At 29.6% G+C, this 20881-nt stretch carries 14 protein-coding genes, 1 pseudogene and 2 riboswitches; of the genes and pseudogenes, 2 read left to right on the top strand and 13 right to left on the bottom strand.

The features are described from left to right. Entirely contained in the window at nt 1-804 is an 804-nt protein-coding gene (gene thiF, locus AXY43_RS18220; RefSeq protein ID WP_023973635.1) for a sulfur carrier protein ThiS adenylyltransferase ThiF, read from the bottom strand. A 186-nt stretch (nt 805-990) separates the two neighbouring features. Next, nucleotides 991-1098, bottom strand: a riboswitch (TPP riboswitch). Nucleotides 1099-1426: 328 nt separating this feature from the next. Here thiF and AXY43_RS18215 point away from each other — a divergent pair. Continuing rightward, the gene (locus AXY43_RS18215) at nt 1427-2023 is read left to right on the top strand and encodes an ECF transporter S component (protein ID WP_011967994.1); all 597 of its coding nucleotides are present in this window, start codon (nt 1427-1429) and stop codon (nt 2021-2023) included. Nucleotides 2024-2290: 267 nt separating this feature from the next. On the opposite strand, the gene clpB is transcribed toward AXY43_RS18215, so the two are convergent. Beyond that, nucleotides 2291-4882, bottom strand: a complete 2592-nt coding sequence (gene clpB / locus AXY43_RS18210) for an ATP-dependent chaperone ClpB (protein WP_105411914.1) — start codon at nt 4880-4882, stop codon at nt 2291-2293. Nucleotides 4883-5147: 265 nt separating this feature from the next. On the opposite strand from clpB, the gene AXY43_RS18205 reads away from it, so the two are divergent. Continuing rightward, the gene (locus AXY43_RS18205) at nt 5148-5534 is read left to right on the top strand and encodes a CBS domain-containing protein (protein WP_023973637.1); all 387 of its coding nucleotides are present in this window, start codon (nt 5148-5150) and stop codon (nt 5532-5534) included. A gap of 157 nt (nt 5535-5691) precedes the next feature. Here the strand turns inward: AXY43_RS18205 and AXY43_RS18200 are convergent, their stop codons facing one another. The 11 genes and pseudogenes from AXY43_RS18200 to rnr all read right to left on the bottom strand — a co-directional run bounded on the left by AXY43_RS18200 (nt 5692) and on the right by rnr (nt 20694). Continuing rightward, nucleotides 5692-6957: a transcriptional regulator gene (locus tag AXY43_RS18200; RefSeq protein WP_023973638.1), complete on the bottom strand. Its 1266-nt coding sequence runs from the start codon at nt 6955-6957 to the stop codon at nt 5692-5694. A gap of 17 nt (nt 6958-6974) precedes the next feature. After that, complete coding sequence (locus tag AXY43_RS18195; RefSeq protein WP_011967990.1) at nt 6975-8285, bottom strand: tetratricopeptide repeat protein; 1311 nt, start codon at nt 8283-8285, stop codon at nt 6975-6977. Between the two features lie 253 nt (nt 8286-8538). Further along, nucleotides 8539-8712 (bottom strand): hypothetical protein, encoded by a 174-nt coding sequence (locus AXY43_RS28055; protein WP_011967989.1) that lies wholly within the window; start codon nt 8710-8712, stop codon nt 8539-8541. A gap of 221 nt (nt 8713-8933) precedes the next feature. After that, nucleotides 8934-9884 (bottom strand): ribonuclease H1 domain-containing protein, encoded by a 951-nt coding sequence (locus tag AXY43_RS18190; protein ID WP_105411913.1) that lies wholly within the window; start codon nt 9882-9884, stop codon nt 8934-8936. A gap of 101 nt (nt 9885-9985) precedes the next feature. Continuing rightward, a pseudogene (locus AXY43_RS18185) lies at nt 9986-10947 on the bottom strand (YkvA family protein). Nucleotides 10948-11260: 313 nt separating this feature from the next. Continuing rightward, a complete protein-coding gene (locus tag AXY43_RS18180) occupies nt 11261-12091 on the bottom strand; it encodes a MetQ/NlpA family ABC transporter substrate-binding protein (protein ID WP_011967986.1) in 831 nt (276 codons plus the stop codon). Nucleotides 12092-12102: 11 nt separating this feature from the next. Beyond that, nucleotides 12103-12741, bottom strand: coding sequence for a methionine ABC transporter permease (locus tag AXY43_RS18175; protein WP_017212473.1), 639 nt, complete (start codon nt 12739-12741; stop codon nt 12103-12105). After that, complete coding sequence (locus AXY43_RS18170; protein ID WP_011967984.1) at nt 12741-13706, bottom strand: methionine ABC transporter ATP-binding protein; 966 nt, start codon at nt 13704-13706, stop codon at nt 12741-12743. Before AXY43_RS18170 ends, AXY43_RS18175 begins: the two co-directional genes overlap by 1 nt. A 143-nt stretch (nt 13707-13849) precedes the next feature. Next, a riboswitch (SAM riboswitch) is annotated at nt 13850-13968 on the bottom strand. Between the two features lie 423 nt (nt 13969-14391). Next, a complete protein-coding gene (locus tag AXY43_RS18165) occupies nt 14392-17649 on the bottom strand; it encodes a bifunctional metallophosphatase/5'-nucleotidase (RefSeq protein ID WP_023973641.1) in 3258 nt (1085 codons plus the stop codon). A 218-nt stretch (nt 17650-17867) separates the two neighbouring features. Next, nucleotides 17868-18338 (bottom strand): SsrA-binding protein SmpB, encoded by a 471-nt coding sequence (gene smpB, locus AXY43_RS18160; protein WP_011967982.1) that lies wholly within the window; start codon nt 18336-18338, stop codon nt 17868-17870. A gap of 148 nt (nt 18339-18486) precedes the next feature. Next, nucleotides 18487-20694: a ribonuclease R gene (rnr, locus tag AXY43_RS18155; protein WP_023973642.1), complete on the bottom strand. Its 2208-nt coding sequence runs from the start codon at nt 20692-20694 to the stop codon at nt 18487-18489. Between the last annotated feature and the right edge of the window lie 187 nt (nt 20695-20881).

Raw genomic sequence — 20881 nt, 5'->3', positions numbered from 1 at the left:
TTATACCTCTTCTCCTAATATTAATCTAAGCGCCATATTTGCTTCATGACAAGCTGCGATACCAACCCTAGGTGCCATTAACCCCTCATTTACTTTTGCCTCATTTTTAAAGTCTCCACACATATATAGCCTTGTATTTATTTTTTTGCTAATTATTAGATTATTAGAATAATACCCTGCCATACCTGAGGCTGAAATAACCTTTGGTTTTTCTGTCTGAAGTAAAACTTCTCTAACTATCATCGCTTTATTTTCTGCGCCATCAAATGCTTCAATTACAATATCCATATCCTCAAATAAATCTTTAATGTTATCCTTATCTACATACGTATCAACAACTTCGATATTTATGAACGGATTGATTTCTAACAATATTTCTTTTAATGCATGGCATTTTTTCATTCCAATATGTCTTATAAAGTATTGTTGTCTGTTTAAATTACTAGGTTCAACCACATCAAAATCTATTATTTTTATATGTCCAACCCCAACTCTTCCCAACGCTAATGCTACTGTTGAACCAAGTCCACCAAGTCCAGCAATAGCTATCTTCGCCTTCTTAACTTTCTCATGAACCTTTGGAGTATGTCTACTTACCATTAGTGCCTCTAACTCTTCTTTTTTAGGCACCTCGCCTCTCTTAATTAAAGTAACTTTATCGCCTTCATTTAAAGAATAATCTTGTTTAATTGGAAAACCATTTAAAATAACTATATCCGCATCACTTTTTATCCTGCTTCTAACTTCAAATGCAGTAATTTCTCCCTCAATATCTATTTCTCTTTCATTTACTAAAACTTTCAAACTAATATCCCCAATCTAAATAAATTTTAAAACTTAATATATCTGTTCATTATTTACTCATTATTTTCTTATCAGTCTTTTTTCATAATTTGTACAACCAATGGGCAGAACCTCTACTTATTTGGCTTCCATAATAAATTACTAGATAATAAAAAGACTTACACTAAGGTAAGTCTTATAAATCTTCTAAAATATTTATTGCTTCCCTACGGTGGTATTAGCCACATCAGGTCAAAAGAGTTAAAGCAAATAAGCTTCTCTCAGCCAATTAAATTGGCACCCCTAGCCTTTTATACTATTCAATTTCTGTTATGGTTATATATTATCATTTTATTTCTTATAATTCAAATTTTTATGGATTAAATCCATAAATTAGATTTGTAAATTTATTCATATTTTGTATAAAAATCAACTTTTTCTAAGTTCATAGAATTAAATATAGAATCAGTAATTATTATTACTATATTTAAATTTATATTTTTAAAATATAATTGAACATTTTTTCTAACGTGGTAAAATAATATGTGTCGGTATTCAATTAGAAGCTGAACGGAAATTCGTATATATTATATATTTTTCCGAATTATATCCATATATCAAGGAATAAGAACGGAGGTACCTTATGGAAAGAGGCTATACTAAATCTAAATTTTCAGTTAGACAGATTGCAATGATCGGAATGCTTTCTGCAATTTCAATTTTCTTAGGATTAACCGGGCTTGGGTTCATACCAATTCCACCTGTAAAAGCTACTATAATGCATATCCCAGTTATTATAGGTGCGATAGTTGAAGGACCTATAGTTGGATCCCTAGTTGGATTAGTTTTTGGTTTATTCTCAATGTATCAAAATTTTACCGCTCCTGGTCCAACATCATTTATATTTTGGAATCCTATAATTGCATTAGTTCCTAGAGTCCTAATTGGAATTGTAGCATACTATGTGTATATACTTCTTAGAAAGAGATTTAAAAATCAAAGCATTAGTATTGCAATAGCATCAATCTGTGCTACATTAATTAACACTATAGGTGTTTTGGGTTTAACTTACGTATTTTACTTAGAAAGATACTCTGCTATTTTAAAGATAAATCCACAAACTGCTGGAATTGCAATTGCAACCATTGGTTTAACAAATGGAGTTCCTGAAGCTATAGTGAGTGCTGTAATATCAGTCCCTGTAATTGTAGCTATATTTAGAATTAAGAAAAAAATTTAACTAAACTCTAAACAAGTAAAATAAAATATTTTTTAAAGAATATAAATTATAAAGAGGCACTTGCTAAAAGCTGCCTCTTTTCTTGTTCTAATTATTGGTTACATATAAAACTATTATGAAGAATTAAAATATGGTATATAATACAAATATAACGATTCCTATTAACTACTCAAAAAGTTACTCACATTCTTTGATTATAATTTTCTAGAGAATAAAAATTCCTATAGATCACATTTATCTACAGGAATTTTACAAAACTTATTTTTACTAAAGTGGTTTTATTATTATTTCTTCATCTTTATTATCAATCATAACCTTAGATCCATAGCCTAGTTCGCCCTTAATTATCATCCTAGCGAGTCTATTCTCTAAAGTGTTCTGTATATATCTTTTTAACGGCCTTGCTCCATAAACCACATCATAACCTTCTCTTGCCATTATTGTTTTTGCTTTATCTGTAACTTCTATTTCGATATTTTTATCTTTTAACCTTAAACTTACTTCTCTTAAGAATATATCTATAATTTTCTTAATGCCAGACTCTGTCAAAGGTTTAAACATTATAGTATCATCTACTCTATTTAAAAATTCTGGTTTAAATCTTGATTTTAAAACACTCATTACTTTTGATTTTATTTCTTCATCAACGTGATCTTCATTAGTATTTTCTAATAAATATTCACTTCCGATATTTGAAGTCATAATTATTATAGTATTTTTAAAATCTACAGTTTTACCCTTATTATCAGTTAATCTACCATCATCTAATATTTGAAGGAATATATTAAACACATCTTCATGCGCTTTTTCAATTTCATCAAATAAAATTACGCTATATGGTTTTCTTCTTACAGCTTCTGTTAGCTGACCACCTTCATCATAACCTACATATCCTGGAGGCGCTCCAACTAATCTAGACACTGAATGCTTCTCCATATATTCCGACATATCAATTCTAATAATATTTTCTTCTGAATCAAATAAATTTCTAGCTAGTGTTTTTGCAAGCTCCGTTTTACCAACTCCTGTTGGCCCTAAGAATATAAATGATCCTATTGGTCTATTGATATCTTTAAGCCCAGCTCTTGCCCTGAGTATTGCATTAGTTACAGCTTCTATTGCCTCACCCTGGCCTATAACTCTATTACTCATATCATCTTCTAGTCTTAAAAGTTTTTCCCTTTCTCCTTCAAGTAAGTTAGTTACAGGAATTCCAGTCCATTTAGAAAGTACAGCGGATACTTCCTGCTCAGTTACTTCCTCTTTTAATAGAGCTCCCTCATAATTTTCTCTTAGTTCAATTTCTTTTTGCTTAATTTTTTCTTCTATAGCAGGAATCCTACTATATTGAATCTCAGCAACTTTATTATAATCAAAGTTTCTTTGCGCTACTTCTATTTCTCCTCTAGCATCATCTAGCTCACTTTTTAAGGTTTTAATAGCTGTGATTTGCTCTTTTTCTTTGGTATATTTTGCAGTCATTTCATCATTCTTTTCTTTTAATCCTGCAAGCTCTTTCTCTAAGTCATCTAACCTATTTTTTGAACCCTCATCTTTCTCTTTTGACAAGGCTTCTTTTTCTATTTCTAACTTAAATATTTTTCTTCTTATAACATCAAGTTCTGTTGGGAGGGAATCTATTTCAGATCTTATCATAGCTCCAGCTTCATCAATTAAATCAATTGCCTTATCAGGCATATATCTATCTTGAATATATCTGTCAGAAAGCTTTGCAGCAGCTACTATTGCTGAATCATGAATTCTAATCCCGTGATGAATTTCAAACCTTTCTTTTAATCCTCTTAGTATTGCAATTGTATCCTCTACTGTAGGTTCATCTATAATTACTGGTTGGAATCTTCTTTCTAAGGCTTTATCTTTCTCAATATATTTTCTATATTCATCAAAAGTTGTAGCACCTATACAATGTAACTCTCCTCTTGCTAATAATGGTTTAATCAAATTACCAGCATCCATTGCTCCATCAGTCTTACCAGCTCCAACTATTGTATGAATTTCATCTATGAATAGTAATATTCTACCCTCACTGCTTTGAACTTCTTTTAATACCGCTTTTAATCTTTCTTCAAATTCACCTCTATACTTAGCTCCGGCAATCAAAGATCCCATATCCAAAGCAAATATAATTTTATCCTTAAGGCCTTCTGGAACATCTCCTCTAACTATTCTTTCAGCTAATCCTTCAATAATTGCTGTTTTACCAACACCAGGTTCACCTATTAATACTGGATTATTCTTGGTTCTCCTTGATAAAATCCTTATTGTCCTTCTTATTTCTTCATCTCTTCCTATAACAGGATCTAACTTATGCTTTTTAGCAAGGTCAACTAAATTAGTTCCATACTTTGCTAATGCGTCATATGTCCCTTCTGGATCTTGCGTTTCAACTCTTTGGCTTCCTCTAACTTCAGAAAGAACTTTTAAGAAATTCTCCTTGGTTATATTATATTGCTTTAATATTTTAGAAACTTGATTGTTATCTATTTCTATAATAGCAAGCATTAAATGTTCAACACTAACATATGAATCTTCAAACTGTTTCGAAAATTCTTCAGCTTTAATTAACACTTCCTCTACTTTTCTAGTTATATATACATTGCCAACTCCTTCTCCTAAAACTTTTGGCATTGCATCTAATTCCTTATTTACTGACGCTTTTAAATTCTTTACTGATATACCCATTTTAGTAAGAATATTAGGGACTAACCCGTCCTCCTGCTCTACAAGAGCTGAAAAAAGATGAATTAAATCTATTTGCTGATGATTAAATTTAACAGCTGTAACATTGGCATCATTCAATGCTTGTTGAACTCTCAACGTCATTTTATCAATATTCATACTTATTCCTCCTAAATCTCTATGTTAAATTTCGAAATTATTATTAAAACTAGTTTATCACTATACCTAAATAATTCCTCTTTATCTATATAATAATACATAGGTCAAAGAAAGTCAAAGTTTATTTAGTCTTTTTTTTAATTTTTTTATCATCTAAAGATTTATTTTAAATTTTGTTGTTTTATAGTAAAATAGTAATATAAATATTATTAGCCTGTTATTTTACAGCTTAACGATATTAAACTTTTTTAAAAGAGGTGATGTTATGAAAATAAGTTCTATCATTAAACCAAATTTCCATACAATTAATGTAAACGATACTATAGATAAAGCTTTAGATTTTATGGACAAACTTAATATTAATGGAATGCCAGTAGTAGATGATAAAGAAATTGTAGTAGGAATGGTAGTAAAAGCTGATATATATAGATTCATGATACATCCAGGACATTATGTTAGCTGTCCAGTTGAGTGGGTTATGTCAAAATCAGTTATCTCTGCGCAATCTGATGAAGATCTACTCACTGTAGCTAAGCGTCTAAGAGAAAATGATATTATAACAATGCCTGTTATTGAAGACGAAAAAATTGTAGGAGTTATTAATATAGATGATTTATTAGATTACTTCATTGACTCTTGTTCAAAAAATTAGTAACAATAATATCCATATGAATTTAATAGCTTAAATATATCATTACTGATCTTAAAGGCTTAATTGTGAATATAAAAAAATAGAAGTGGCGATATTTTGTTAATCCATTATAATCGAATTAACAAAATATCGCCCTTCTATATATATTTACGAGAAATTAGATTTTTTTATCAACAGCTAATGCAAGATTAAAGTATTTTAGCGAATCCGCTGTAAGTCCAAGCTTATAATAAAGCTTACCCATATCTACATATCTATTTCTTCTTTCTTCTCTGGTACCAAATTTAAACAACGAATCTAATGATAGATTCATATATTTTTCTGCTTCCAAATGTTTGTCCATTTTCTGAAGAATTATACCTTTAAAATAATATGACTTCTCAATTAACTTTATATTATCAGTCATAATAGCTAAATTTAATGATTCTTCTGTAATCCTATAAGCTATCTCATACTCTGAATTATCAATTAATATTTTTGTACAATAATTCAAAAACTCCACATATTTTTCTACATTATCTTGTGGAAATATCTTTATTCCATCTTCTATTTCAGAGATTGCTTTTTCCTTTTCTTCTACTTCAAAATAATACTTTCCATAATTTCCATGGGATGCTGCCAGAGAAATAGGATTATATTTTTGATATTGAAATGCTTTCTTTTTATATTCATCAACATAATCTTTTTTAAGCTTAATGCATACTGTAGCATATATATGATATATTTTTCCCTTGCTTTCATCTGTTTTAAGGTCATCAACATATCCTATGATTTCTGATAAAATGCTATATGCTTCTTCAGATTTTCTTAAATTCTGATAACACAGAGCCTCATTGTAGCCTATTAAACAGTACTCTGAACTATCAAATCCATCTTCTTTCAATCTAAACATTTCTCTAAGCTTGCTGTAGTAAGAAATAGCCTCAATATATTCACCATTTTGAGATAAATAACGTGCCATATCTTTAAAGTAGATAGCTGTATTTTCTTCCGTATTATTTCTTTGATATAAATCATAATATTGAGAAACTATAAGCTGAATATTTTCAACCTTATTTTCTTCTACATAATACGAGAATAATATGTGTATTAATTCAAAAGCTAAATCATAATATTTATATTTTAGTGCATAGCTTAGGTTATCTTTCAACTTACTTTCAGAATCAGTATCGGAAGATACATTCCTCTTTATTATATTTAGATTATTTGAAATTTGTTCATATACGTCTTCTATTAAATAATCTACATCTATTTCTATCTTCTCAGCTATATAATTCAGTAATTCGGTATCTGCCTTAATCTTTCCATTTTCTATACAGCTCATCTTGGCAATTGAAATCTTATTTCCGCATAATTCTTTCAATGTTATACCTTTAAATACTCTAGCTCTTTTTATCTTTTCGCCAGTAGATAGTATTTCCAAATATCTCACCCACTTACTTATAATTTGTAATTTTCTAACTTTTCTGCTTCATCAAATAACTTTATTCCTTGATTTAAGTAATATGAAGCCTCTTCTTCTTCTTTTTTATCTATGAAATATTTTCCGACTCTCATAGCTAATTCAGCAGCCTTCGACAACTTTCCGCTATTTTTTGCTAGCACATATGTATCAATCAATACACTTTCTGCTTGTTCTGGTTTATCGTCAATATTGAACATAGTATATTTTATTAGTTTACATTCGATTTTTCTGTCTATATCATGCTCTTCAATTCTATTTTCTATATCTTTTAGTATTTTGCTACATTGTTCAGTATTCTTTAACTTCAGATAACTTTTACAAATATCTATTAGTATATCATTTATACATCCTACACGATTTTGTGTACTAATACTTTTTGATATATCATAATGCTTAAGAGATTCATCTAAATTTCCTAGTTCATAAAATAACTTTCCTAAATTATGTTCTATATTAACTATGCTCTTGTTATACTGTATCTTTTTATATACTTCTAATGTTTTCTTTGAATACTTTATTGCATTCGGCAAGTCACCTTTTTTATTAAATTCTTCTGCTAAAGAGAATAGATTTCTCGCATAATCTTCATCATTATAGACTTGTTCAAATCTATTTCTTGCTAGACAAGAATATTCTAAGGCTAAATCCAGTTCTTCTACATCGTAATATGTTCTAGCCATATTGTAGTATATTTCTCCCATTAAAAATTCATCTACAACCTTATTGTCTATATATACCTTTTCAGCCTGTTTTAAGTAACTACTAGAAGAATGATATGCCTTTAATTCTAAAGCAATATTAGCTAAATGTAGGAAAGTTTTTATTATCTGCTCATAATTATTATTTTTTACAAAAATTACATTTGCTGATAAAAAAAACTTCTGAGCCATAGGAAAATCTCTTTTATACATGTAGGATTTTGCTGTTATAAAATATATCATTGCTTTTCTATATTCTAGATTATATTTTTCACAGTAGTATAGAGCATTATCAATATATCTTTGACCTTTTTCGTAATCTCCCTGGAGTATGCATGATTCCCCTACCTGTTCGTAATATAAACTAATCTTTTCAGCTTGGCTTTCTTCTGATTCCATTAAATATTCTACATTTGTGTTCAATGCATCAGCTAAATATTCTAGCAAATCTACTGATGGATTCGAACGGCCAGATTCTACCAAACTTATTTGTCCTGGAGTTATTCTGTCTTTTGCCAAATCCTTCAACGTCATATTCAATTGTTTTCTTCTTCTCTTGATCTTTTCTCCCAATGATAGAATTTCCATCTTTTTAATCCTTCTCTATTCAACAAATTATTTAGTTATTTTAATATAATTTCCTTAATTATAACATAAATTTATAAAAAACTGCATAAAAATATAAATGTGCCCCAAATTTTATATAATTTAATTTTATTATCCATATTTATGTACAAAAGTATAAATACAATAAATAAAAATAAAAAGGCATGAGAGAAATTCATGCCCTTCTATTTTTATTATACCTAATTTTTACATATTATACTTTCTTTTTGTAATTCTATCTCATCCAATCATAAACTTCATGACCTACTGATTCAGCCATATTCCTCATTCTTCTGCCTGCTCTTCTCATTGTTTTTTGACTCCTTCTATCCATACGTGGCATTAGAGACATTTCGACAGCAACTCCAATTAAAAATCCAGTCATCATTCCCTTAGAAAATCTTTCCATAATAAACACCTCTTTAACATCAATTTATTTTCTATAAATATATTGTGTATTAATCAAAAAGTTATCCAAGTTAATTTATTCCATGATTATATACAGTTTTAAAAATATTCTAAAAAGTAACTATGCATATTACAATCAGCTTTCTATATTCCAGTCCTAATTAAGCACTTTTCTTATTTGCATTTTAAATGCAAATCTATTATTCCAACATATATACTGGTTTAATTATTATCAATGTACTCTTTAAGAAGATAAAAAATTAATTTTTCTTTTTCTTTGCTTAATAGCTTAGAAATTATCTTTTTGCCTTCGATATCGTTATTTCTATATAAACCAATAATTTGTTCAAATCTAATTTCATTGTCATCTTTCTTATCTACATTCAATATATTTTCCATTTGTAAATTTTCATCTTCGCCAATTAAAATTATATTATTTGAATGACTTGGAGCTATGCTTAAGATTTCTTCTTTAACCTTAGTACCAGAAACTCTTATAATATTTTTACTTAACCATTTTTCAACGGTTCTATCAGAAGTTATCCCTAAGCACTCTTTACATTTCTCATCAACAAGCTCGTTAAATAAATCTCCAGTATGACTATCAACTTTTACAAATATAATTTCCATTCCAGAATTTATTAACTCTTGCATCTTTTTATAATATTGCATAGATGATTCTTCTTTTCGTTCCCATGCTCCAGTTGCATGATGAGCTATCCCCTCGTAATCATGAAATAGAACTACTTTTTTTTGTCCATGTTCTAAAGCATATTCAACAGCTCTAACAGCTCCCTTAAGTTCGCCTGCTATTTGTCTTATATTTTTAGAAGAGCTATCTTTTTCAGCTCCGCTTTCTATATATTCTACAACATCATCATTAACACAAACTACCCCATAAGAATATCTTCCGTCAGAAGAATTATAACTTCCATCAACATATGCATGAAGACAGTCTTTTGGATAACTTTCATCACTCTTTTTTAGCATTCTATTTCCTTCGTTTAGATATGATTTTGCCTCTTCTATGTCTTCGAAACTCTTATACTTTGCTCCCTTTACCCCTTTTACATATGCTAAGCATTCATTCCAAGTATTGACTATTACATTTTCAACCTTTTTGTTATTTTTAATATCAAAACCATATTGTATTGCATAAACTTTTTTCGCCATATATTATTCCTTTCTCCGACCGTCTAACTTATTATTATACTTTTCATGGAATATTTATAAACTTATAATCTATATGTTATTAAATTTATAAATAATATTTTCTATAGTGATGATAATTCTTCTACAGCACTATATAATTTTTCAATATTTGCAGCATTTGTAAAGTTAGTTAGATATTCTATTCCTTTTTTTAATACTAAAAGTATATCATTTTTACCTTCCCAATTCTCTACTATTATCGATAATGGTATATCTTTAATAATCTTATTTAAAACAAAAAATATAACTCCAATATCATCAATCACGCCTATAAATGGTATACTATTAGGTATTATGTTAACTGGTACAGTTAATATGCTATTCCTGCCGACATTATAAGCTTAGTCTTTATAGATACTCTTTTATCCTTAAGTAATCTATATATTAAAGAAGCTATGTCTGGTAATACAAATATATACTCTTTATAATTTCTCACATTTTCAGATAATTTATTTGTAATTTTATTTCTTCCGACAGAATAGCAATCTTTAGTTTTATTTATAGTATCCAATGATGCTACATCAATCTCTTCTTCTTCACTTGTTTCTTCAACATCACTTTCCTTTATTAATTCTCCTAGTATTGAAACCTCAACATTAGAAATTTCAGCCCATACCTCTGATTTTTTCATGAAGACCTCACTAATATTTAGATTTATGTATGGTACATCTTGAAGTATTGTATTTATATCAATTATTACTTTATCTCTATCACTATCTATTCCATACTTTTTAAAAGCTTTTGCTAATTGCTTTAACACAAAACTTCTTAATATTCTGAAGAAACCAACATTTAATACTTTAACTTTAACTATCTTTACAGTAATTTTGTTATGAACACACCCAACTAATTGAACCTTTATATTGAAGTCTATATCTATTCCCTTTTTCAAAGTTCCTTCTAATATTATTCCATCATTAATAGTTACTGTTCTTAAATCCAACCCATCAACCTTAACAAATTCATTGATTATACTTAATATATCATTACCAGTTAATTTAACTTTTACTTCTGATATGTTCATTTTTTATTCCCCTTTAGAGTAAATTCTTACTTTATATATAAATTAAATCTAATTACTTTCCTAAATATACTTAAAAGTATACATTATTCCAGAAAATTATTAAAGATATGTTATATATAGAATCTACAATTTTTCTTAATACCAGAAGCCCCCATTTAACTTTCTTATAAAAAAAGAAGGCATGCCTTAATATCATTTTGTTGCCTAAATGATATTTGGCATAGCCTCTCTTCTTGTAATGCAGCATATTTATGCTGCAAATACTACTTATTATTCAATTTCTTTTTTGAATCTATATGTTCAAAATGAACTATTAAAATACTGGAATTACTGAACCATTATATTCTTTTTCTATAAATTCTTTTACTTCTGGTGATGTCATAGCTTTTACTAAAGCTTTGATTTTTTCTTGATTTTCATTACCTTGTTTTACAACAACTATGTTTGCATAAGGTTTAGCAGCTTCTGAAGCCTTATCTTCAATAATAATTGCATCTTTTGCTGGATTAAATTTAGCTTCTATAGCATAGTTTCCATTGATTACTGCAGCATCAACGTCATCTATTGCTCTTGGAACTGCTGCTGCTTCTAATTCATTAAACTTTAAGTTTTTAGGGTTTTCAGTAATATCCTTTGATGTAACTAGTTCTCCATCTTTAATTTTTATTAAGCCTTTTCCTGCTAATAATTTTAATGCTCTAGCTTCATTTGATGGATCATTAGGAACGGCAATTGTAGCTCCATCTTTAAGTTCATCTAAACTTTTTACCTTCTTAGAATATAATCCCATTGGTTCTAAATGTATTGCACCAACTGAAACTAGGTGATATCCCTTAGATGAATTTTGTTCATTTAAGTATGGAGTATGTTGGAAGAAGTTTGCATCTAATGAACCTTCTTCTACAGCAGTGTTAGGTTGATTGTAATCATTAAATTCTGTTATTTCTACTGTATATCCTTCTTTTTCAAGTAATGGTTTAGCTATATTTACTATCTCTTCATGTGGCTTTGGTGTTACCCCAATCTTTATTACCTTGTCATTTTTAGAATCTTTACTTCCTGAAGTAGCTGTGCCCCCGCAACCTACTAATCCTAGTGTCACTACTCCTGCTAAAACTACTGATAAAATTGATTTCTTTTTCATATTTATTCCCCCTATTTTGATAATTTATTGTAAAAATAATTGCCTATAAGCTGTAGTCCTTGTACTACTATGATTAACACAATACATGTTACTACCATATAATCAGTTTGGAATCTTTGATATCCATAGCTTATAGCTACTTGACCAAGTCCTCCACCCCCAATAGTTCCTGCCATTGCAGAATATCCAACAATGCTTATTATTGTAAGAGTAATTCCTGATGCTATTGAAGGAATTGCTTCTTTAAGCATTACCTTAAAGATAATTTGAGTGTTTGATGCTCCAAAAGATCTTGCCGCCTCTATTATTCCTTTATCGACTTCTCTAAGTGATGATTCTATAATTCTTGCTACAAATGGTGCTGCTGCAATTGTAAGTGGAACAATAGCTGCTTCTGTACCTATAGATTTACCAGCAATAAATCTAGTTAATGGTATTATTGCTACCATTAATATGATAACTGGAAAACTTCTTAATATATTAATTATTAAATCTAAAACTGTATAAACTATTTTATTTGGTTTTAATCCGTCTTTTGCAGTAACTGTTAATATTATTGCAGGTATGAATCCTAAAATAAGTGAACCTATCGTCGATGCAAAAACCATCTCTAGAGTTTCTATTAAAGCTTTTACTATTACCTGATTCATTATTCGATCACCTCCAATAAGATATCCTTATTTTCAAGGTACTTTATAACCTTGTCCTTATCCTCTTCGTTGATGTTTATTACAAGCCCACCTAATACTTCGCTCCTAAATTTTTCAAGTTTTCCCCAAACTATAGAAAAATCTATCTCTAATTCCCTTGCCATCTTTGTAATTAGTGCATTTTCAGAAGAATCACTTGGGAAGAATATCTTGATATTAACACCTTCTTCTGGTAATATTCCTTCATCTTCTTCTCCTAAGAATTTCTTTAATGATTTTCCTGGTTGTAAGAATAAATCTTCTGATCTTCCTTCTGCTTTTATTTTTCCACCATCTAGCAATGCAACTTTTTCACAAACTTCTTTTATTACTTCCATTTGATGAGTTACCATTACTATTGTAATCCCTAATTCTTTGTTTATTTTAGAAAGTAATGCTAAAATGTCTTTTGTAATTTTAGGATCTAATGCAGAAGTTGCTTCATCACAAAGTAGTATTTTAGGGTCTAACGCTAATGCCCTTGCTATTGCTACTCTTTGTTTTTGTCCACCACTAAGCTCTGACGGTTTGCTTAGCTTTTTGTCTGTTAATCCAACTAAATCTAATAATCTTAATACTTTGTCCTTAATTTCACTTTTGTTGTACCCCCACACTTCAAGAGGAAGAGCAACATTATCAAAAACATTTTTTCTTTGCATAAGATTGAAATTTTGAAAAATCATCCCCAAATCTTTTCTAAATTCCCTAAGACTTTTTCCTTCTAATGATGAAACCTCTTTCCCCATTACATTTATTGAACCTCCATCATAAGATTCAAGTCCATTAATGCATCTTAATAGTGTTGACTTTCCTGCTCCGCTGTGTCCTATTATTCCATAAATTTCGCCCTCTTTAATGCTTATTGATACATCTTTTATAACTTGTGTTTCCCCAAAATTCTTTACCACATTTTTGATTTCTATCAAACACATTTCCTCCTTTGACTTTGTTTTGTTAGTTTCCGGATAACTAAGGTGATGTAATAATTAACTTAATTATTAACGTTCACCTCAAAACAAAAGCGCTAGAGAATAAATCTCTAGCGCATAAAACACCATACAAATTTATCCTCTCATCTATCAGCTAAAAGCTGCTGGAATTAGCACCATATAAATATCATTTAGTAAAAAATAATATTTCGGTTGCCGGGTTTCAAAGGGCCAGTCCCTCCACCGCTCTCGATAAGATATTCAGATTATTTAATTTAGCTTTGACCTAATTATATACAACTTTTTTTAATTTGTCAAAATCTATAGAATAACCTTTTGCTCTTTCAAATCCAAGTATTGTAATCGGATTGGTTTTATTATATATACTTTCTGCATATATTGCAAGATTTTTTTATGAAATTAATTAATAAATTTAAGTTTATAGTATAAATATTAAATTATTTTATATTTATATTGTTAAATCTGTTGTATATGCTATATATTTCTATCAAATATTCAAAATCAATATCTAAGCTAATAAAAATATTAACATAAAAAATAATAGATATTCTACAATAAAATTTGAAACCATACACATGTAGATAAATCTATCTATGTGCATGGCTTCATTTTTACTAGAATTACTTATATATTTTATGCCTCAAAATAATTGCTTCATATCTTAGGCTGCTTTTTTCTGCTTATCTAAATTCAGTATCTCCCAATTATTTGAGCAATCTGGAGATATCTCTCCATGTTTTTTAATGTAGCTAGTCATTAAACTTCTCACTTGGCCATCATCACCAAGTGCTTTTCCTGAATCATAGACAATAATACTTGGATCAGTATTGCTTAATCCAGCGGCCTTCATAAAACCACCACCGCCATTAAATCTATAGTTGTTTATAGCAACTGTAAATTCATCTGAATCTTTTACTTCAACACCATTAACCTTTAAATTCTTTATTCTATTTCCTGATATTACTCTTCCTGTTTCCTTGTCGATAGTACATGCAGGTTGTGTTAAATCAATATCATATGTTGCACCATATAATTGATCCAAGTTATAATCTGGAATATTTAATATTGGATCTTTTATTACTGCTGCATTATCCCCTGTTGTTTGAGCATAATATCTAACTGAATATTCCATCCAGTCTTTCAATTGCTTTCCTGTCATTTTTACTCCATACAAAAAGTTTTCAAATACATATACTGCCATCATATCTTTTATTGTAACATCACCTTGAGGTATATATGCCCCAGAACTTAATGGTGCTGCAATTGATAATTGAGTCCCAGCACTTTCTTTTTGTACTTTATTAATGAGCTCCATAATTGCAGTAGGCTCTGTTAACTGTCCACTTCCTGTAAATTCTCCAGTTGAAGTTCCTATTTTTGTATCTACATATTTTAATGTTGTATCTTCATAAGGTTTAATTAAATCGACAATCTCCTGATCATCTACTATGCTATTATCAATAACAATGTTTTTTGTTGAAATTCCTATAAGCTTTGCATTTCCATCAAAGTTCATATCAACTTGTGCCAAACCTGTAGCTCCCTTAGTTGACTCAACTATTGGAACAACTTTACCTTCTGGATTCTTCTTAGTTAGATCATTTACTTTCAAATGTGTATGACCTGCTATAATTGCATCTATACCATCAACTTGTGTTGCTATTGCGTTAATTTCATTTTCTGGTATAACATCTGCATCAGTCTCTTGACCACTATGTGCTGAAATTATAACAACATCTGCGCCCTTGGCTTTTACTTCTTTAACCCACTTTTTAGATTCATCTACAAGGTCATTAAATACCAATCCATCGTAATGTTTTTTATCTTCCCAACTTGGTATGCATTTATTTTCTAAACCTATAACCGCTACTTTTACTTCTTTACCATTAACATAAAAACTTTTCATTATATATGGATCTACAAAATTTGTTGAATCGTTCTTATATATATTGGCTCCAAGTACTTCTATTCCTTCTGACTTATAGTCTTTAATCACTCTATTTAATACATCTAATCCATAATTGAATTCATGATTTCCTAGTGTCCACGAATCATACTTCATAGCTCCCATAACCTTTGCCATAGGGTGCTCTAAAGTAGTGTCTAAAATATCATAGTAATATGATAGTGGTGTTCCTTGAATTGTGTCTCCATTATCAATTAGCATCACATTATTATTATTTTCTCTTACACTTTTAACATATGATGAAACTTTAGCTAATCCCTGTGCTTTAGATGGTGCTTTTCCTGTTCCATAATCATAATTTAAAACTGTACCATGAACATCTGTTGTTGCTAATAAAGTTATTGAACTAGACATATTAACCATTCTTGGTATATCAGTATTAGGTATTGTATTTTTATCATTTTTATCTTTATTTTCTTTACACCAATCTATAAATGCATCTCTTACTAAAACATGAGTATCATTTTTAACATCTAATCCACCGTACTTTGTAAATGCAGTAAACGAATCTCCTCCTTGAGCCACAAAATCTGGAACTGCAACAGATAAACTTTCGTTATCACTAATAGGAGTTCCATCTTCTTTTGTGATAGATTTAACTCTTTGACCTGATGGAAGATTTGAATCATAGCCGAATTTAATTCCCGATACCTGTAACCCCTTACTGTTATCCGCAACAGCCTGCTCTAGAACTTCTTTTAATTGAGATTTTGTCATGCTTAATTTATAAATTGTGTTATCAAAAGGCATGAACTGCCACATAGTTCCGACTGTAATATTTCCTTGTGGAATATCTATTCTAAGACCTCCATTATTTTGAAATCCAACATCAGCTTTAATAGAATTTCTTGTAACGTCAGATGCCCAATTTCCTAAAACTGATGATCCATATGGAGAAGCATCTAATTTTCTTGTTAAATCCTTTTCTGTATTATACCCAATAACTTCACTCGTCATTGGCTCTATCTGTTTATTGGCATTATCTACAATTTTATCAACATCACTGTCTGTTTGTGGTGTTCCAGTTTTATATCCTTTGTCATTATCTAGCGCCACATAACTTGTTTCAAGATTTGGCTGATCAAATACGATTTTATTATCACTAGTCAACTTGAATTTAGCATCTATATATCCTTTACCGTTTGATCCCCCAATATATACTGGAATATTGGTATTCTTAGCAATTGCAGCAGTTTTAGTATGGCTATGTCCACCAAATACAGCATCTACATTCTGAAGGTTATTAGCTAAATCAAATACTGGCCCTGTTGCATTATCACCCTTATCACCTTCATGCACCAATACAATTACTACATCCGCCAATTTATCTTTCTTTATTTGTAGTGCAATAGGATTTATTTCACTTGCAAGGTCTGTAAATTTATAGTCACTCACAAATTTAGGTGATACACTCGTCTCTGTTTCTCTTGTTATTCCTCCTATAACGGCGATTTTTATGCCATCTTTAGTTATAATTTTATATGGATCAAATACACGCTTGCCAGTCTTCTTATCGTAAAGATTGCTGCAAACTATTGAATACGCTGCACCCTTCATTGTTGTATTTGTAGTTGTATCCAATCCCCAATCAAACTCATGATTTCCAAGAGTTGTTATCTCCATTCCAATCTTAGACATAGTCTCCTGAACAGGAACCCCTTTCATGATATTAGATGTTGCAGATCCTTGATACAAATCACCTCCACCTAAAATCAATGTCCTATCTTTATTAGACTCTTTCACTTTTTCTATTCTATCTGCTAAAACCCCTGCAACTTGATTTCCTGATGAATCATTAAGTGTTCCATGAAAATCAGTGATTTCGATAACGTCAAACATTTTTTCATTCTCAGTTGCATAAACTCTTATAGAAAACGAGCTAAATAAAGTAATTATGAAGAATAAGCTAGTAAAAATTGATATAACTTTTCTGAACTTTAGAAGTTTTTTCACAATTATTTCCCCCTTAATACTAATCTCATTTACATATTATTACTTACAAAAAATTATATGACACATATTTTTTCAATAGTATATTTATTGTAAATGTCACCCATTTATTATTCAGATTATTTCTATAATAATTTTATCTAGAAACCCCATATTATCTTGTATTCTAACCAAATAAAAAACTACCAAAAATATTTTTATACTTTCGGTAGCATGCTTAATTAATATTTATTCTTTTCCTTAATTGCTCTATCCATGTCCCTCTTATGAGCTTTTTCTAACATCGAGTCTCTCTTATCATAATTTTTCTTACCTTTACAAACTCCAAGCGCAACTTTAACTTTTCCGTCCTTCAAATACAATGATAGAGGTATTAAGGTATATCCATCTCTAGACACTAAACCATCAAGTCTTCTTATTTCATCTCTATGAAGAAGTAATTTTCTCTCTCTTAATGGATCTACATTAAATATATTTCCTTGTTCATAAGGAGATATGTGCATATTCTTTACAAATATTTCACCATTATATATATCTGCATAACAGTCTTTAAGATTCACTCTTCCATTTCTTATTGATTTAACCTCTGTCCCAACTAAAACCAATCCTGCTTCCATTGCCTCTTCTACAAAATAGTCATGCCTTGCTTTTCTATTTTCTGCTAATGAATTCTCATTTCTTTTTCTTGCCATCATAATCACCCGCTATGGTTATATTTCTACTAAAATTATATTATACCCATTTCTGTAAATCAACTTATTTTGAACATTGCTGATATGAACGCTCAAAATAAGTTTATATGCACAAATTTTTGCTCTTTCAGAACATTAAAATCATATCTTATACTTCAACTAACTTTTTTTCTACTTCGCTAATTTTTCCTTCTGATTCAAAATCTTTATCTGTTTCTTCTCTCTTTGGCTCTTGTGTAATCTTAAAAAATATCTCTCTATTTGTTATATCTACATTAACGCATTCTACTTTTACTTTATCTCCAAGTTTATATAACTTTTTAGTTCTTTCACCAATCAAGCTTAAATTTGCTTCATTGAATATATAATAATCATCATCTAGATCTGTTATATGAACTAAACCTTCAATGGTGTTTGGTAACTCAACGAATATTCCAAAAGATGTAACTGAAGATATAATTCCTTCGAATTCTTGACCAATTCTCTCTTGCATATACTCAGCTTTTTTAAGATCATCAACTTCTCTTTCTGCATCTTGAGCCTTTCTTTCCATTTCAGAAGATTGTTTAGCTGCATAACCTACTATATTTTTTAATTTATTTATTCTAGTTCCATCTACTTCTCCATGCAAATATTCTTTTATGATTCTATGAATTTGTAAATCAGGATATCTTCTTATTGGTGAAGTGAAGTGGCAGTAGTACTCAGCTGCAAGCCCAAAATGTCCGCTACATTCTGGTGCATATCTTGCCTGCATCATAGATCTTAATAAAAGTGTACTTACAACTGTTTCTTCGTTTTTTCCCTTAACCTTTTCTAGAATCTCTTGAAAACTTTTTGGTCTTATTTCTTCTGTCCATTGAATAGCATATCCCAAATTATAAACAAATTCTTTAAATTTAGCTAATTTTTCTTCATCTGGACTCTCATGTATTCTGTATACAAAAGGTAGATGAGTACCAAACATATGCTCTGCAACTGTCTCATTTGCTGCCAACATAAATTCTTCTATCATCCTATTTGATATTTCACGATCATACGGTTTAATCTCAATTGGTTTTCCTAACTCGTTAAGTGTTATCTTAGCTTCTGCTATTTCAAAATCAATGGCACCTCTTTTGGTTCTCTTATTTCTTAATATACCGCATAGCTCTTCCATCATTTTAAAGTCATCAACAAGATAGTCATATCTTTTTATAAGTTCCTCATCATTATCTCTTAATATCTTTGTGACATCTTTATATGTCATTCTCTCATCAGTTTTTATTACAGATTCTACAATTTCATGGTCTACAACTTTTCCTTTATGATCTATCTCCATGAAGCAAGTTAATGTTAATCTATCTACTCTAGGGTTTAATGAACATATTCCATTAGATAATTTTCTAGGTAACATCGGAACAACTCTATCTATTAAATAAACTGATGTTGCTCTTTTTAATGCTTCCTTATCTAATGGACTATTTTCTTTTACATAGTGTGTTACATCGGCAATATGAACTCCTAGTTTAAAGTTGCCATTACTTAATTTTTCGATAGATACAGCATCATCTAAATCCTTAGCATCTTCACCATCTATTGTTACCATTCTCAAATCTCTTAAATCTCTTCTGCCTTTATATTCTTCTTCATCAATTTCATCAGAAATACCTTCAGCATACTTTTGAACTTTTTCACTAAATTCTTCTGGAAGTCCAAGTTTTTTAATTATCATTAGAATGTCTATTCCTCTGTCACCTTTTCTTCCTAAAACCTCTGTTACAACTCCTTCAGCTTTTCTATTTTCCTCAGGCCATTTTGTTATCTTAACTGTAACAACATCTCCATCATTGGCACCATTCCTATCCTTCTTTGAGATGAATACATCTTTAGATATCCTTGGATCCTCAGAAACTACAAAACCAAAATTTTTAGAATCTTCATATACACCTACTATTCTAGTAGTGTTTCTTTCAATAATTTCTACTACTTCTCCTTCTCTTTTCTTGGTCTTTGTATCTTCTCTTGTTACTCTAACAGATATTTTATCACCATTCATAGCTCCATTTATACAATTGCTTGGTATAAATACGTCTTTTTGTCCCTCTTCTTCTGGAATTAAAAATCCAAAACCTTTTGAATGTGATTGAAGCGATCCTATAATAAGACCTTCTTCTTCATGATTCGCATTAGCTATCATATACTTGTCTTTTTTAGTTCTTATAATAAGTCCTTCATTTTCCATAGTTCTTAAAGTCTTTTTAAACGCATTATATTCATTTTTCTTTATATCAAATACAGCAATTAACTCTTCAATGTCCATTGGCCTATATGCAGGTTCTTTCATAAAACTTGCTAATGTTTGTTTTATTCCCATAATTTCTTCCTCCATTATACTATTACTATATTTTATTCCTATATACCTATATACTACCACAATAACCTTGTACAATATAGATTTTATCTTATTTTAATATTAGTATTGACATATATATTCTAATTTATTTATATACTATAGTTTAGTTAATTAAAAAATGGCAACATTTGAATTGTTTATATTATGT

Source organism: Clostridium sp. MF28, from assembly GCF_002969175.1.
GTDB classification, from domain to species: Bacteria; Bacillota; Clostridia; order Clostridiales; family Clostridiaceae; genus Clostridium; species Clostridium beijerinckii.
This window is presented reverse-complemented; position numbering and strand designations above follow the sequence as displayed.

Excerpts from the sequence above, each read along its gene's own strand:
- AXY43_RS18195 (WP_011967990.1), bottom strand. The coding sequence starts at position 8,285 with ATGGAAATTCTATCATTGGGAGAAAAGATCAAGAGAAGAAGAAAACAA.
- AXY43_RS18180 (WP_011967986.1), bottom strand. The coding sequence starts at position 12,091 with ATGAAAAAGAAATCAATTTTATCAGTAGTTTTAGCAGGAGTAGTGACA.
- AXY43_RS28055 (WP_011967989.1), bottom strand. The coding sequence starts at position 8,712 with ATGGAAAGATTTTCTAAGGGAATGATGACTGGATTTTTAATTGGAGTT.
- AXY43_RS18215 (WP_011967994.1), top strand. The coding sequence starts at position 1,427 with ATGGAAAGAGGCTATACTAAATCTAAATTTTCAGTTAGACAGATTGCA.
- AXY43_RS18205 (WP_023973637.1), top strand. The coding sequence starts at position 5,148 with ATGAAAATAAGTTCTATCATTAAACCAAATTTCCATACAATTAATGTA.
- AXY43_RS18190 (WP_105411913.1), bottom strand. The coding sequence starts at position 9,884 with ATGGCGAAAAAAGTTTATGCAATACAATATGGTTTTGATATTAAAAAT.
- AXY43_RS18175 (WP_017212473.1), bottom strand. The coding sequence starts at position 12,741 with ATGAATCAGGTAATAGTAAAAGCTTTAATAGAAACTCTAGAGATGGTT.
- rnr (WP_023973642.1), bottom strand. The coding sequence starts at position 20,694 with ATGGGAATAAAACAAACATTAGCAAGTTTTATGAAAGAACCTGCATAT.
- clpB (WP_105411914.1), bottom strand. The coding sequence starts at position 4,882 with ATGAATATTGATAAAATGACGTTGAGAGTTCAACAAGCATTGAATGAT.
- smpB (WP_011967982.1), bottom strand. The coding sequence starts at position 18,338 with ATGGCAAGAAAAAGAAATGAGAATTCATTAGCAGAAAATAGAAAAGCA.